General features: G+C 59.6%; 11 protein-coding genes. 6 read left to right on the top strand and 5 right to left on the bottom strand.

The window, feature by feature from the left end; all coding sequences use genetic code 11:
• Positions 1–99: 99 nt before the first annotated feature.
• The 4 genes from ACR0IR_RS03700 to ACR0IR_RS03685 all read left to right on the top strand — a co-directional run bounded on the left by ACR0IR_RS03700 (position 100) and on the right by ACR0IR_RS03685 (position 5,860).
• Complete coding sequence (locus ACR0IR_RS03700) at positions 100–1,761, top strand: Na/Pi cotransporter family protein (protein WP_170363733.1); 1,662 nt, start codon at positions 100–102, stop codon at positions 1,759–1,761.
• Positions 1,762–1,956: 195 nt separating this feature from the next.
• Complete coding sequence (locus ACR0IR_RS03695; RefSeq protein WP_254441526.1) at positions 1,957–3,882, top strand: DUF3604 domain-containing protein; 1,926 nt, start codon at positions 1,957–1,959, stop codon at positions 3,880–3,882.
• A 149-nt stretch (positions 3,883–4,031) separates the two neighbouring features.
• Positions 4,032–4,862 (top strand): peptidyl-prolyl cis-trans isomerase, encoded by an 831-nt coding sequence (locus ACR0IR_RS03690; protein WP_170363734.1) that lies wholly within the window; start codon positions 4,032–4,034, stop codon positions 4,860–4,862.
• The gene (locus ACR0IR_RS03685) at positions 4,859–5,860 is read left to right on the top strand and encodes a HupE/UreJ family protein (protein WP_367647659.1); all 1,002 of its coding nucleotides are present in this window, start codon (positions 4,859–4,861) and stop codon (positions 5,858–5,860) included. Before ACR0IR_RS03690 ends, ACR0IR_RS03685 begins: the two co-directional genes overlap by 4 nt.
• A 17-nt stretch (positions 5,861–5,877) precedes the next feature.
• Here the strand turns inward: ACR0IR_RS03685 and ACR0IR_RS03680 are convergent, their stop codons facing one another.
• From ACR0IR_RS03680 to ACR0IR_RS03665, 4 genes are read right to left on the bottom strand one after another with little or no spacing between them, the layout of a single operon-like run.
• A complete protein-coding gene (locus ACR0IR_RS03680) occupies positions 5,878–6,801 on the bottom strand; it encodes a 2-hydroxyacid dehydrogenase (RefSeq protein ID WP_480778968.1) in 924 nt (307 codons plus the stop codon).
• Positions 6,794–7,642 (bottom strand): fumarylacetoacetate hydrolase family protein, encoded by an 849-nt coding sequence (locus tag ACR0IR_RS03675; RefSeq protein WP_170363736.1) that lies wholly within the window; start codon positions 7,640–7,642, stop codon positions 6,794–6,796. The genes ACR0IR_RS03680 and ACR0IR_RS03675 overlap by 8 nt, the downstream gene beginning before the upstream one ends.
• 11 nt (positions 7,643–7,653) lie before the next feature.
• On the bottom strand, positions 7,654–9,450 hold the full coding sequence (locus ACR0IR_RS03670; protein WP_170363737.1) for an IlvD/Edd family dehydratase: 1,797 nt from the start codon (positions 9,448–9,450) through the stop codon (positions 7,654–7,656).
• Positions 9,447–10,205 carry an SDR family oxidoreductase gene (locus ACR0IR_RS03665; RefSeq protein ID WP_170363738.1) on the bottom strand — a complete coding sequence of 253 codons (759 nt, stop codon included), beginning with the start codon at positions 10,203–10,205 and terminating at the stop codon, positions 9,447–9,449. The genes ACR0IR_RS03670 and ACR0IR_RS03665 overlap by 4 nt, the downstream gene beginning before the upstream one ends.
• A 194-nt stretch (positions 10,206–10,399) precedes the next feature.
• Between ACR0IR_RS03665 and ACR0IR_RS03660 the strand changes: the two genes are divergently transcribed.
• Positions 10,400–11,281 carry an NAD(P)-dependent oxidoreductase gene (locus ACR0IR_RS03660; protein WP_170363739.1) on the top strand — a complete coding sequence of 294 codons (882 nt, stop codon included), beginning with the start codon at positions 10,400–10,402 and terminating at the stop codon, positions 11,279–11,281.
• A complete protein-coding gene (gene denD / locus ACR0IR_RS03655) occupies positions 11,281–12,249 on the top strand; it encodes a D-erythronate dehydrogenase (RefSeq protein ID WP_480778967.1) in 969 nt (322 codons plus the stop codon). The genes ACR0IR_RS03660 and denD overlap by 1 nt, the downstream gene beginning before the upstream one ends.
• On the opposite strand, the gene ACR0IR_RS03650 is transcribed toward denD, so the two are convergent.
• Entirely contained in the window at positions 12,246–12,896 is a 651-nt protein-coding gene (locus ACR0IR_RS03650) for a GntR family transcriptional regulator (protein WP_170357473.1), read from the bottom strand. The two genes, denD and ACR0IR_RS03650, sit on opposite strands and share 4 nt — an antisense overlap.
• Positions 12,897–12,921: the final 25 nt, after the last annotated feature.

Genomic DNA, 12,921 nt, shown 5'->3' with positions numbered 1-12,921 from the left:
TTGCCCTCAAACTGGTGATGAAAATCGTCGGACTCACCCCATTGTGGAAGGCAAAATGTTGGCCATGCAACGGCGCAGCGCAAACAAGGTATTGAACGCATGATCGTGCTGGCCACCCATCTGGCGGCCGGCGTCGCCCTGCTTTTGTGGTCTGTCCGGTTGATCCGGACCGGAGTGGAACGAGCGTTCCTGCCCGAGTTGAAACGCGGCCTGAAAATCCTGTCTGAAAACCGAATCTCCGCTGCATTGGGTGGCGGTATGGCAGCGATGCTTATGCAAAGCTCGACTGCAGTTGCATTGATCGGAGCCGGATTCGCGGTATCGGGCATGCTGGCCCCACCCTCGGCCCTTGCGCTGCTGCTGGGGGCAGAGGTGGGATCCGCCCTGATGGCAAAGGTGCTGACCTTGCCCGTCCAGGCGGTGATGCCATTCGCGTTGCTGGTCGGCGTCGTGGTGTTTTTGAAAGCCGGTCGACGGCGGACGAAACAAATTGGGCGCATCACCATCGGTTTTGCCCTGGTGCTGTTGTCGCTTGGAATGATCCGCGAAGCCACAGTGCCAATCGGGGCCAGCCCAATCGTTCAAAGCATTGCCGCATATTTTCAAAGTGACTTGATCAGCGCCTATGTGGTCGGCGCAATTCTGGCGTGGCTCATGCATTCCAGCCTTGCCGCGGTGCTGACCTTTGCCACATTCGCGGCGTCAGCACTGGTTGGCGGCACGGTGGCCGCCGCACTGGTCATCGGTGCCAATCTCGGTGGCGCCGTGATCTCATTCGCCCTGCTCTGGTCGCAGGAGCGCCCGGCCAAGTTGGTCGTCCTTGCCAACCTGGTGGCTCGGGCCTGCGTCACTTTGGTGGCGCTGGCCCTGCTGCTGACCGGGGTGCTGAACATATCCGTGTTCGGCACAGCGCCCGGTCAACAGGTGGTGATGCTGCACATTGCGATGAATGTCGCCCTTCTGGTCGTTGCGCTGCCGTTCACCAACCTGCTGATCCGGTTGGCCGACGCGTTCGTTCCCCGCCATTCCAGCATCACCGCCGACAACGTGACCGCATTGGACCCCAGCGCACTGGACCACGTGCCTCTGGCGCTGGCCTGCGCACAGCGCGAACTGCTGCGCATGGCTGAAACGGTTCAGGCGATGCTAGTGCCAACCATTCATCTGTTCCGGAACTGGGACCCCGAACTAGCCCGCACCGTCGAATTGCGGGAAAACGATGTCGACCGCATGCATTTTGACATCAAAATCTACGTCTCGCGTCTGCGGGAAGGCGATCTGACACCTCAGCAGGAGAAAAAGACACTCGAGCTGGTGTCGATGGCCAACAACCTTGAAGAGGCCGCCGACCGGATCGCGGTCAACCTTGTGGCCCTGGCGAAAAAAATGGCTGACGAGGGCATCACCTTTTCCAAGGAAGGTCTGACCGACATTGAACAATTCCACGATCAGATCACAACGAACGGCCAGTTGGCTCTGAGCATTCTAACCACCGGCGACGCTGAGGCGGCCCGCCAATTGGTCGCCGAAAAGGATCGCATCCGGATCGAAGAGCAATACCTGCAGGAGCGCCACCTGAAGCGCCTTCAAAGTCGGGGTCCGGCCAGCATCGAGACAACCAATATTCACCAGGAGACACTGCGCCTATTGAAGCAAATCAACGCGGCGCTGGCCTTTGTCGCCTACCCGATCGCCGAAGAGACGGGAGATCTTCTGGAAAGCCGCCTGGCCAAACCGCGCATAATCTCGGACGCACCTTAGTCACAGCATTCTTCGGATCGCACTATAACAGACCCGCGGCGATGGCTCCCGCCTTTCCGTGATTACAAGGCTTTTCTGGCTTCCTGAACCCGGCAGAATTGACAGTCGGCCCCACTCGCATGCTATCGTCATATCAGAATGTTATGACATAAATCCGTTTCTTTGAATTCGAAGCTGTTGAATTGGGAGGTTCTCATGCTGCGACTCTACGTCTGTTCAATGCTGCTGACACTCGGCCCGGCAGGCGTTCTCGCCGACGCTGTGCCGACCAAGGAAGCTGCAGAGGGAACCTTTGCCGAGCGTCCGTTCTCGCCCTATGCCAACCGGACATTCCCAGAGCGCCCTCTTTGGGGGGACACGCACCTGCACACCGGGTTGTCACTGGACGCCGGAACGTTCGGGAACACGCTGCTGCCGGATGACGCCTGGCGATTTGCGAAAGGCCAACAGGTCATCTCGTCGACCGGACAACCGGTTCGGCTTGCGCGCCCACTGGATTGGATGGTTCTCACGGATCACACCGACCTGATGGGGTTTGCCCCGGACCTGCAGGCCGGAAAGCCGGGGGTCTTGGCACATCCCAAGGGTCTGGAATGGTACGAAGGATACTCTGCGGGCGGGGACGAAGCTGCCAAAGCGGCTTTCGACATCATTTCCAATTTCTCGCAGATGACCCTGCCGGAAGACCTGCTTGAATCATACAGCCCCGGAGCGGACGCCTTTGCGTTTACCTGGGAACATATCGTGATGGCCGCAGAACGGCACAACGACCCGGGCAATTTCACAGCGTTCATCGGTTTCGAATGGACCTCGGTGCCTAAGGGATTCAACCTGCATCGAAACGTCATGCTGCGCGATGGCCCGATCCGTGCGCTGCAGATGGTGCCGCCGGTCACGCAGCCGCCCTATGGGAATACGGATCCGAAGGCACTTTATGCGTGGCTCGAGGAGTACCAGGCCAAGACCGGAGGCCGTGCCGTTGCCTTCGCGCATAACGGCAATCTGTCGAACGGCTGGATGTTCCCTACCGAAGACACCTATCACGGCGGCAAGGTGGATGAGGAATACGTACAGAACCGCGCCAAGTGGGAACCCCATTACGAGGTCACCCAGATCAAGGGGGACGGCGAAGCCCATCCCTATCTCAGCCCCGACGACCCATTTGCCGACTATGAAAACTGGGATGTCGGGAACCTCGATATCTCCGAGCTGAAAACCGATGACATGCTGGCCGGCGAATACGCGCGCGAGGCGCTGAAGCGCGGGCTGATGCTTGAAGAGAAATTTGGCGTGAACCCCTACAAGTTCGGGATGGGCGGCGCGACGGACAGCCATACGTCGCTGGCAACGGCCGAGGAAGACAACTATTTCGGCAAATCCGTGAGCGCCGAGCCGTCGGCCACACGCGTTCTGCACCCGTTTGTCGAAAGCGATCTGGGCGCCTTTGAGGGGCATACGCTGGTCGCATCGGGCTATACCGCAGTCTGGGCGTCCGAGAATACGCGCTCGGCCATTTTCGACGCGTTCAAGCGACGCGAGACATACGCCACGACCGGGCCTCGCATCGGGCTTCGTTTCTTCGGCGGATGGGATTTCGATGAGTCCGACCTGCTGACGCGTCTGGTGGCCGATGTGGGATACACCAAAGGGGTGCCGATGGGCGGTGACCTGCGTCCGCCCGAGGGCGAAGGCGCACCGACTTTCCTGATCGGCGCACTGCGTGACCCCGTCGGCGCAAACCTTGATCGAGTTCAGGTCGTCAAGGGCTGGTTGGATGCAGACGGCGCGCTTCAGGAAAAGGTCTACAACGTAGCCTGGTCCGACGATCGTGCGCTGGATGCCAATGGCAACCTTCCCGAAGTCGGCAATACCGTCGATCTGGATACCGCCAGCTGGAGCAACTCGATCGGCGCATCGGAATTGGTGACCGTTTGGACGGATCCCGACTTCGATCCCAACGCGCGGGCATTCTACTACGTGCGGGTTCTGGAAATCCCGACCCCGCGCTGGGTGCTGTACGACAAGCTTCGTTTTGGAATCGATCTGCCGGCCGAGGCCCAGTTGATCCATCAGGAACGTGCGTATTCGTCACCGATCTGGTACACGCCTGCCGGCGAATGAACCAAGACCGAAACCGGGGGCGCGGGATCGCGCCCTTGGGCCGGGGTCGTTGCTGCAACATCTTCACCCAAGTTGAAATCGGCGATTTGACATGACGGGCCGTTGGGATCAACGATCGGGTATCGAATTGCCAGCAGGTCAGATCTTTCATGCGCTTTTACAAAGAACCGCTGTTCCATTTCATTCTGATCGGGCTGGCCATTTTCGGCTGGTTCTATCTTGTATCCGACGAGACCGAGCCCCCGGTAGAAGCCGAAACGATCACAATTGACAGCGACGACATCGCGCTTCTGAAAACACGGTTCGAGGCCAGCTGGAAACGGCAACCCACCGATGCCGAGCTGCAGGCCCTGATCGATTCCTGGACCCGCGAAGAAATCCTTGTGCGCGAGGCCCGAAAGCTGGGCTTGGACCGTGGTGATCAGGTGATCCGGGCCCGCCTTGCCCGAAAAATGGAGTTTCTGACCACCGCAATTGCATCCTCGGTCGCCCCCGAGGAGGCTGTTCTAGAAGAGCATCTGGCCCAGAACGCAGACCGCTTCACGATGCCTACCCTGATCGCGTTTGATCAGATCTATCTGGGTGATGCCCCAGACCCGGACGTCGTCGACGATACTCTGCAGGCGCTGAACGGTGGCGCGGATTGGTCCAGCCTTGGCGTTTCGTCCTTGCTGGCGCGGTCGATGCCACTGACAGCCGAGGGTGCAATCGACACAACCTTTGGTCGCGGGTTTGCGTCACAGCTTGACGGGAGCGAGCCGATGATCTGGGTCGGTCCGATCAACTCGGGATACGGACAGCATCTTGTCCGTGTGACCGAAGCAAAGCCCAGTTATCTTCCGCCACTGGAAGAGATCTACGATTCTGTTCTGAACGATTGGCGCAGGGCGACGGCTCAGGATCTGGCGCAGGCTCAATACGAAAGCCTCGCCGCCCAGTACCGTGTCGAGACACCCGAATCCGCAGAGGGCGGCTCGTGAAGACGGTCTTCTTTGTTCTGCTGAGTTTCTGGCTGGGCATGGTTCCGCAATTCGGCCGAGCACACGCGCTTGACCCCGGCTATCTGGACCTGAACGAACTGGCGCCGGGCACCTGGAGAATCCTTTGGCGTATTCCCGACGTGAACGGACAACCCATGGAGATCGATGCGGTTCTGCCCAACCATTGCGCGCCGGAAAATGGCCCGGAGCCAACAGCGGAAAACCAGGCTTGGGTGTCTTCTTGGATTGCAGAATGTGATGCCGAAATCGCGGGCCATGTTGTGGCCATAGACGGGTTGGAGCGCCAGCAGAACGATGTCTTGCTGCGCGTTCGACCGCTGAACACTGAACCCGTGACGCTCAGATTTACGCCTGATGAGGCCGAATTGATGGTTCCGGCGGAGCCTACGATCTGGTCGGTTTTCAGCAGCTACTTTCTGCTTGGGTTCGAACACATTTTGGGCGGCTGGGACCACCTGTTGTTCGTTTTTGCGCTTTTTGTTCTGGTGCGGAACCCATGGCGGTTGGTCGGTGCGATAACCGCGTTCACAGTCGCGCATTCGCTGACGCTGGCGATGGCGACGCTTGGGTTTCTCAACGTGCCCGCCGGCCCCGTCGAAGCCGTTATTGCCTTGTCCATCGTATTCCTTGCTCTGGAAATCCTGAGGCACAAAGAGGGCGAGCTGCGGTTATCCGAGCAATACCCGTGGATCGTCTGCTTCAGTTTCGGCCTGCTGCATGGGCTTGGCTTTGCCGGTGCTCTGGCTGAAATCGGCCTGCCTTCGCAAGAGATCCCTGCGGCGCTGCTGGCTTTCAACATCGGCGTCGAGGCCGGTCAGCTTGCCTTTATCGCAGTGCTCGCGCTTCTGATTGCGATGTGGCGCCTTATCGCGCCACGGAACGCCGGTTGGGTGACCCACTTGGCCACCCCGGTGACAGGCTATGCCATCGGGTGCATATCGCTCTATTGGCTGATCGAGCGGGTCAACGGGTTCTGAGCGCCCAAGCGGTCAATTCACAGATCTTTGCATTCCGGCACGGCGGTCAGAACCGATCCGTCCTCGAGATGTTGCAACAGATTGTCCACCGTCAGATCACCCATGGCGGCACGCGTTTCGACAGTAGCACTGCCCGCATGTGGCAACAGAACCACGTTTGGCAATTCACGCAACGCCTGTGGAACGCGAGGTTCATCCTCGAAAACATCCAGCCCTGCCCAGCCAAGCGCACCGCTTTGCAGCGCTTCAATCAAAGCCGCCTCGTCAACAACGGACCCTCGGCTGACATTGATCAGCGTGCCCCCGCCCCCCAACGCCCGCATCACCTCGGCGTTGACCAGCTTGTTGGTCGACGGCCCGCCGGGTGTTATGCAAATCAGCACATCCACGTGTTCGGCCATGTCGACCAGATTGTCGAAATACCGGTATGGCACATCCTTGGAACTGCGGGTGTGATAGGAGATTTCGGGCGACCACGGCGCCAGTTTATCTGCAATCGCTTGGCCGATACGGCCAAGCCCCAGAATTCCAACCTTTTGATTGTCGGCTGATCGGGTCAAAGGAGCATTGCCTTCTGGTTCCCACCGGCCCGATCGGACATATTCATGGTCGCGCACAAGCTCTCGGTAGCAGGCCAGCATCAGCATAACGGCGGTGGTTGCGACCTCGTTGTTCAGCACATTCGGGGTGTGCGTTACGACAACTCCGCGGGCTGCAGCAGCCGTTGCATCGACTGCATCATATCCCACCCCATAGACGCTGATCATCTTCAGGTTTGTCAGTTGGGCCATCAGGTCGGGCGGCACGCCGTCATGTCCGTTCGTGACCACATGTGTGATGCGCGCGGCATCAAAATCGTCCAGCTGGCGAATATCAAACGCGGCGGACAGCCGATCTTTCATCCGGTCGGTAATCCCGCCGATCTGCAACAGCTCAGTCATCCTGACTGACCTTCTGCCGCTGCGAGCCCAGCCCGTCGATCCTCAGTTCCATCACGTCGCCCTTCTTCAAATAGACCGGATCGGGCTTGATCCCCATGCCGACCCCGGGCGGTGTGCCGGTCGAAATCACGTCACCGGGATGAAGGGTGAACAACTGGCTCAGATGCTCGATGATCTCGGCAACGGAAAAGATCATGGTGGCCGTGTTTCCGGTCTGCATCCGCTGACCGTTCACATCCAGGGACATGCCCAGCGCCTGAGGATCGGGAATCTCATCGCGGGTGACCAGCCACGGACCGGTCGGACCGAACGTGTCGCAGGACTTGCCCTTGGTCCATTGTCCGGTCAGCTGCGTCTGGAAATGCCGCTCGGACACGTCATTGACGATGCAATAACCGGCGACATAGTCCAAAGCATCAGCCTTGGAGACGTATTTCGCCGTTTTCCCGATCACCACACCCAACTCGCATTCCCAATCGGTATGGGTGGACCCGCGCGGCATCACAACGTCATCATAAGGCCCCACGATGGCGGAGTTTGCCTTGAAGAACAGGATCGGATGCTTGGGAATATCCGCGCCCGTTTCGGCAGCATGGTCCGAGTAGTTCAGTCCGATGCACAGAAACTTGCCGATCTTGCCGACGCAAGCTCCGATCCGCGGATCCCCTTCAACAATCGGCAAGCTTTCGGGATCAATTGCGCGCAGCCTGTCCAGCACTGCGTCGCCCAGCGTTTCACCGGTGATATCGGTGACATGGGCGGACAAATCCCGCAATTGACCCGCTGAGTCGACCAACGCAGGCTTTTCCGACCCTGCGGCTCCGTAGCGAACAAGTTTCATTTCGGTTCCTTTTAGTGATTGTCCCGCGGCAGGAATTGCCGCGCGATGTCCCTGAATTTGTCGGCGCCCTTCAGCGTCATGCCGCGATCCAGACGATCGACCTTCTCGCGGAAGATCTCCTGCCAGGGTGACTGGTCGGGCGGGACCGAGTAGCCACCTGCGGCTTCCAGTTCGCGGGCACGTTCATGCAGCTCCTCCAGCGGAACAAGCATATCCGCCGTCCCTTTGCCCAGATCGATGCGCAGCCGGTCGCCGTTTCGCACCAGCGCCAGCCCGCCGCCTTCGGCCGCCTCGGGCGAGGCGTTCAGGATCGACGGGCTTCCGGAAGTGCCGGACTGGCGCCCATCACCGATGCAGGGCAGCGCTTCGATCCCCTTTTTCAACAGGTATGAGGGCGGCCGCATGTTCACTACCTCGGCCGCGCCCGGGTAACCTTTGGGCCCTGCGCCGCGCATGATCAGGATACAGTCTGCGTCGATGTTTTCTGCCGGATCATCGATGCGGTGATGAAAGTCTTCAGGCCCGTCAAACACGACCGCTCGGCCCTCGAAGGCATTGGGGTCATCCGGGTTCGACAGGTAGGCATCGCGGAAAGCGGACGAGATCACCGATGTCTTCATGATCGCGCTTTCGAACAGGTTGCCCGAAAGGTTGATGAACCCGGCCTGATGCTTGACCGGATTCCTAACCGGCTTGATCACGTCGTCGTTCAGCGACCGGCGTGTCCCGCAGTTCTCGCCCATCGACTGGCCGTTGACCGTCAGTGCATCGGGGTTGGGCAGCAATCCGGCATCAATCAACTCACCGACCACGGCAGGGACACCGCCGGCGCGCTGGTAGTCCTCTCCTAGGTATTTCCCGGCCGGCTGCATGTTGACCAGCAGCGGCACGTCGTGACCCAGGCTTTGCCAGTCATCGTTGTTGAGAGGAACGCCAAGATGCCGGGCGATCGCATTCAAATGGATCGGCGCGTTCGTCGATCCACCGATCGCCGAGTTGATGACGATCGCATTTTCAAATGCCGCCCGCGTCATGACATCGCTTGGGCGCAGATCCTCCCACACCATCTCGACGATGCGCTTTCCGGTTTCATAGCTGATCTGTCCGCGTTCCCGGTACGGGGCTGGTATCGCGGCGGACCCGGGCAGTTGCATTCCCAAGGCTTCGGCCAGGGAATTCATCGTGGTCGCCGTTCCCATCGTGTTGCAATAGCCAACCGAAGGCGCCGAAGCCGCCGCGATTTCCATGAACTCATCAGTGTCGATCTCACCGGCAGCAAGGTCTTCCCGAGCCTTCCAGATCACGGTTCCCGACCCCGCGCGTTCACCCTTCCACCAGCCGTTCAGCATCGGGCCGACCGACAGAGCGATTGCGGGGATATTGACGGTGGCGGCCGCCATCAACAGCGCCGGCGTGGTCTTGTCGCAACCGATGTTTAGCACCACGCCGTCGATCGGGTAACCAAACAAGCTCTCGACCAGCGAAAGATAGGCCAGATTGCGATCCAGCGAGGCAGTGGGCCGCTTACCCGTTTCCTGAATCGGGTGCACCGGAATTTCGATGCACGTGCCACCAGCCGCGATGATCCCGTCGCGCACACGTTTGGACAATTCCAGGTGGTGGCGGTTGCACGGGCTGAGATCGCTACCCGTTTGCGCAATGCCGATGATTGGCTTGCCGGATTGAAGCTCGGCGCGGGTCAGGCCGTAATTGAGATACCGTTCCAGATACAGCGCGGTCATCTCGAGGTTGTCCGAGTTCATGAACCATTTCCGCGACCGCAGATCGTCCTTTGTTATCTTCGTCATTGGCCTGACCACCCCCCATCGATTATGTGTGTATGTCCTGTGGTGAAAGCACTCTCATCGCTTGCCAGGTAGACGACCAGTGCCGCTATTTCTTCCGCCTTGGCGACGCGGCCCATGGGCTGGCGGGCCACGAACTGCGCCATGGCCTCTTCCCTGCTGCCCAGCTCTTGGGCCAAGGCCTCGACCCGATCGCGCCAACTGGGGCTGTCGACCGTTCCGGGGCAGATGCAGTTGCAGCGAATGCCCTTCGTGATGAAATCAACCGCAACCGATTTCGTCAGCCCCACGACCGCTGCTTTGGTCACACCATAGACAAAGCGGTTGGGCGCGCCGATGATCGACCCCAGAGCGGAAGACATGTTGATGATCGAGCCGCCGCCCCGTTCGACCATCCCCGGCAGCACAGCCTTCGTTGTGCGCATCATGGACCGCACGTTGAGGTCCATCGCAAAATCCCACTCCTCATCAGTGGCGTCCAGGATGGTCCCGTGATGCACGAAGCCCGCACAGTTGAACAACACGTCCGGATTTGCCCGCTCAACCCCCTGAGAGACGCTGGCGTCATCGGTGACGTTCATCTCGAAAATTTCGATATTTTCGAGATTCTCGGACCGAATCGAAGAAAGGTTTTCGAGGTTGATATCCGTCGCAAACACCTGCGCCCCTTCGCGCGCCATTGCGATTGCGCTGGCACGCCCGATACCCTGTCCGGCAGCCGTCACAAGGACGCGCTTCCCCACAAGTCTTTCTGACATATGTAAAATTTACCTTTCACTACTTGCGATCAAACACCACGACCCCGGGCCCGAGTGCGACCGGGCAGCACCAAAAAATTCTGCGTGGAAACGCAACAGGCTTTGGCGCAGGAACTTGATGCCGTTAGCGTATGACAGAGATTTTGGTTTGGCTATAACCATGCGTGGTGCGGCCCGAAGGAGGATAAGCAAGTATGAGCGAACAGCGCAAAGTGACCCTTTTGGGCACCGGCCTAATGGGGGCGCCGATGGCACGAAACCTGCTTGCGGCAGGCTTTCCCGTGACCGTTTGGAACCGCAGCGCCGAAAAGGCACGACCATTGGCGGACCAAGGTGCCACGGTTGCGGACACCCCGGCCCACGCGGTTGCCCAAGCCGATGTGATCGTGACCATGCTGGCCGACGGATACGCAACCGGCGCGCTGCTGGAAGACCCTTCCTTTTACGACCAGCTGAAACCTGGTGCCGTCTGGATCGACATGTCCAGCGCCAAGCCTGAACATGCCCGCGCGCAGTCGGCCCAACTCGAAACCCTCGGCCTGCGGCATCTGGATGCCCCGGTCTCCGGTGGCACCAAGGGGGCCGAGGCGGGCTCGCTGGCGATCATGGTGGGCGGCGACGAGAAGGTCATGCTGGAGGTACTGCCAATCCTCTCCGCCATGGGGCGGCCTGTGCATGTCGGCCCCAGCGGCGCCGGTCAATTGTGCAAACTGGCCAATCAGACGATCGTTGCCGTCACGATTTCCGCCGTTGCCGAGGCAACCCTGCTGGCCGAACAAGGTGGCGCAGACCCGGCTGCTTTGCGCGCCGCGCTGCGCGGTGGGTTTGCCGACAGCGTGATCCTGCAACAGCACGGAGAACGCATGTCCAACCGGGATTTCGTTCCCGGCGGGCTCTCGAAGTTTCAGCTGAAGGATCTGGACAACACCTTGGATGAGGCACGCGGTCTCGGCCTGGAACTGCCCAATACGCAAGCCGTACGCGACCGGTTCGAATACCTGATAAACGAAATGGATGGGGCCGAGCTGGATCACTCTGCGCTCTACCTCGAGCTCAGAAAACGGAATGGCATGTAGTGACGCATATCCTCATCATCGGCGGCGGTGGAATGCTGGGTCAGAAACTGGCGCATCACATTTCGGCCGAGCAGACCTTTAGCCCGGACGCCCGTGTATCATTGTTCGACCTTTCATTTCCGGTCGAGGGTGCACCCGGCGAAATTACCGTTGGCGACATCGCGGCCCCGAACTCGGCCAAGCTTCTGGCCGCTCAGCGCCCTGACGTGATCTTTCATCTGGCCGCGATTGTCTCAGGTCAGGCAGAAGCTGACTTTGACCTCGGTTGGGACGTCAACCTGATGACGACCTGGGCACTGTTGAACGCATTGAAAGACGAGCATGACGCCACCAGCGGCACCTACCGCCCGCGGCTGGTCTTCGCTTCGTCCATAGCCGTCTTTGGCGCCCCTTTCCCCGCAAGGATCGACGATGAATTCCTGTGCGCCCCTCTGACCAGCTACGGGGCGCAGAAGGCTGCGTCCGAGTTGATGATTTCCGACTTCAGTCGAAAAGGATACATCGACGGCATCTCCCTGCGGCTGCCGACGCTCTGCGTGCGGCCCGGCAAGGCAAATGCCGCCGCGTCCTCCTTCTTTTCGGGTATCATACGAGAGCCCCTGAACGGGCTCGAGGCGGTTCTGCCGGTCGACGACACCGTTCGCCACTGGCACGCCAGCCCTCGGGCAGCGGCAAGATTCCTGACCCACGCGGCCGATCTTGATGCGACGCTGCTGAACGACCGGCGCGCCCTGAACATGCCAGGCATCAGTTGTACGGTCGCCGAACAGATCGAAGCTCTCCGCACTGTCGCCGGTCAAGACGCGGTCAACCTGATAAAGCATGTTCCCGACCCGGACATAGAGCGCATTGTCAAAGGCTGGCCACGCGACTTTCAAACCGACCGCGCGCTTGAGCTGGGCTTCCGCGCAGAGTCGAGCTTTGAAGACATCATCCGCGCTTATCTTGAGGATGACTTCCGCGTTTAATCGCCCATCGTCTTGCCTGTCAGATGGCGCTTGAGGTGGTCATGAATCTTCTGCTTGGTCAGTTGCTCATCGCCGGACAATGCGGCCTCGAGGATGTCGGCGTGATGCCGGATGTTCTCTGAGATGAACTCGAACCGCCGGTCCGCCACCATCAGCTGCTGCCGGAATTGCGCGTAAATTCGGCCGTGCATCTGCTTCAACGTTTCCGATCCGCAGGCCGAGATCAGCGTTTGATGGAATTCCTTTTCCGAGGCAAACCAGATCTCGATCAGCTCGCTGGGGTCGTCGGTGGCATGAATGCGCTTTTCGATATGGCTCAGCTTGTGATGCGCCGCGGTCAGCCTGGCTTCCCAATCCACCCCGCCGTTGCGGATCGACATTGCGGTGCCTTCTCCCTCCAGCAAAACGCGGATGTGGGTCAGCTCGATCAGTTTTTTCGGCGAACGCTTCGGGACGCGAAAGCCCTTCTGCTCCTGAAAGTCCACCAAACCCACCGATGACAAACGAAAAAGAACTTCGCGAACCGTGCTGGCCGAGCACCCATAGTCCTTGCGCAACTCTTCGGCCCGAACCTTGGCACCATGCTCGAATCCGTTCGAGATCAGACGCATTTTAAGGTGCTGATAAATATCTACTTCTTCATTCATTCCGGTTTGCACCTTTCAGGTCTGG

It is taken from the genome of Ruegeria sp. CF2, from assembly GCF_056537385.1.
Note: the sequence above shows the minus strand (reverse complement) of the source record. Positions and strands in the feature narration are given on the sequence as shown.

Coding starts and splice junctions, on each gene's coding strand:
- ACR0IR_RS03665 (WP_170363738.1), bottom strand. CDS start 10,205: ATGTCAGAAAGACTTGTGGGGAAGCGCGTCCTTGTGACGGCTGCCGGA.
- ACR0IR_RS03670 (WP_170363737.1), bottom strand. CDS start 9,450: ATGACGAAGATAACAAAGGACGATCTGCGGTCGCGGAAATGGTTCATG.
- ACR0IR_RS03650 (WP_170357473.1), bottom strand. CDS start 12,896: ATGAATGAAGAAGTAGATATTTATCAGCACCTTAAAATGCGTCTGATC.
- ACR0IR_RS03675 (WP_170363736.1), bottom strand. CDS start 7,642: ATGAAACTTGTTCGCTACGGAGCCGCAGGGTCGGAAAAGCCTGCGTTG.
- ACR0IR_RS03695 (WP_254441526.1), top strand. CDS start 1,957: ATGCTGCGACTCTACGTCTGTTCAATGCTGCTGACACTCGGCCCGGCA.
- ACR0IR_RS03700 (WP_170363733.1), top strand. CDS start 100: ATGATCGTGCTGGCCACCCATCTGGCGGCCGGCGTCGCCCTGCTTTTG.
- ACR0IR_RS03660 (WP_170363739.1), top strand. CDS start 10,400: ATGAGCGAACAGCGCAAAGTGACCCTTTTGGGCACCGGCCTAATGGGG.
- ACR0IR_RS03680 (WP_480778968.1), bottom strand. CDS start 6,801: ATGACTGAGCTGTTGCAGATCGGCGGGATTACCGACCGGATGAAAGAT.
- ACR0IR_RS03690 (WP_170363734.1), top strand. CDS start 4,032: ATGCGCTTTTACAAAGAACCGCTGTTCCATTTCATTCTGATCGGGCTG.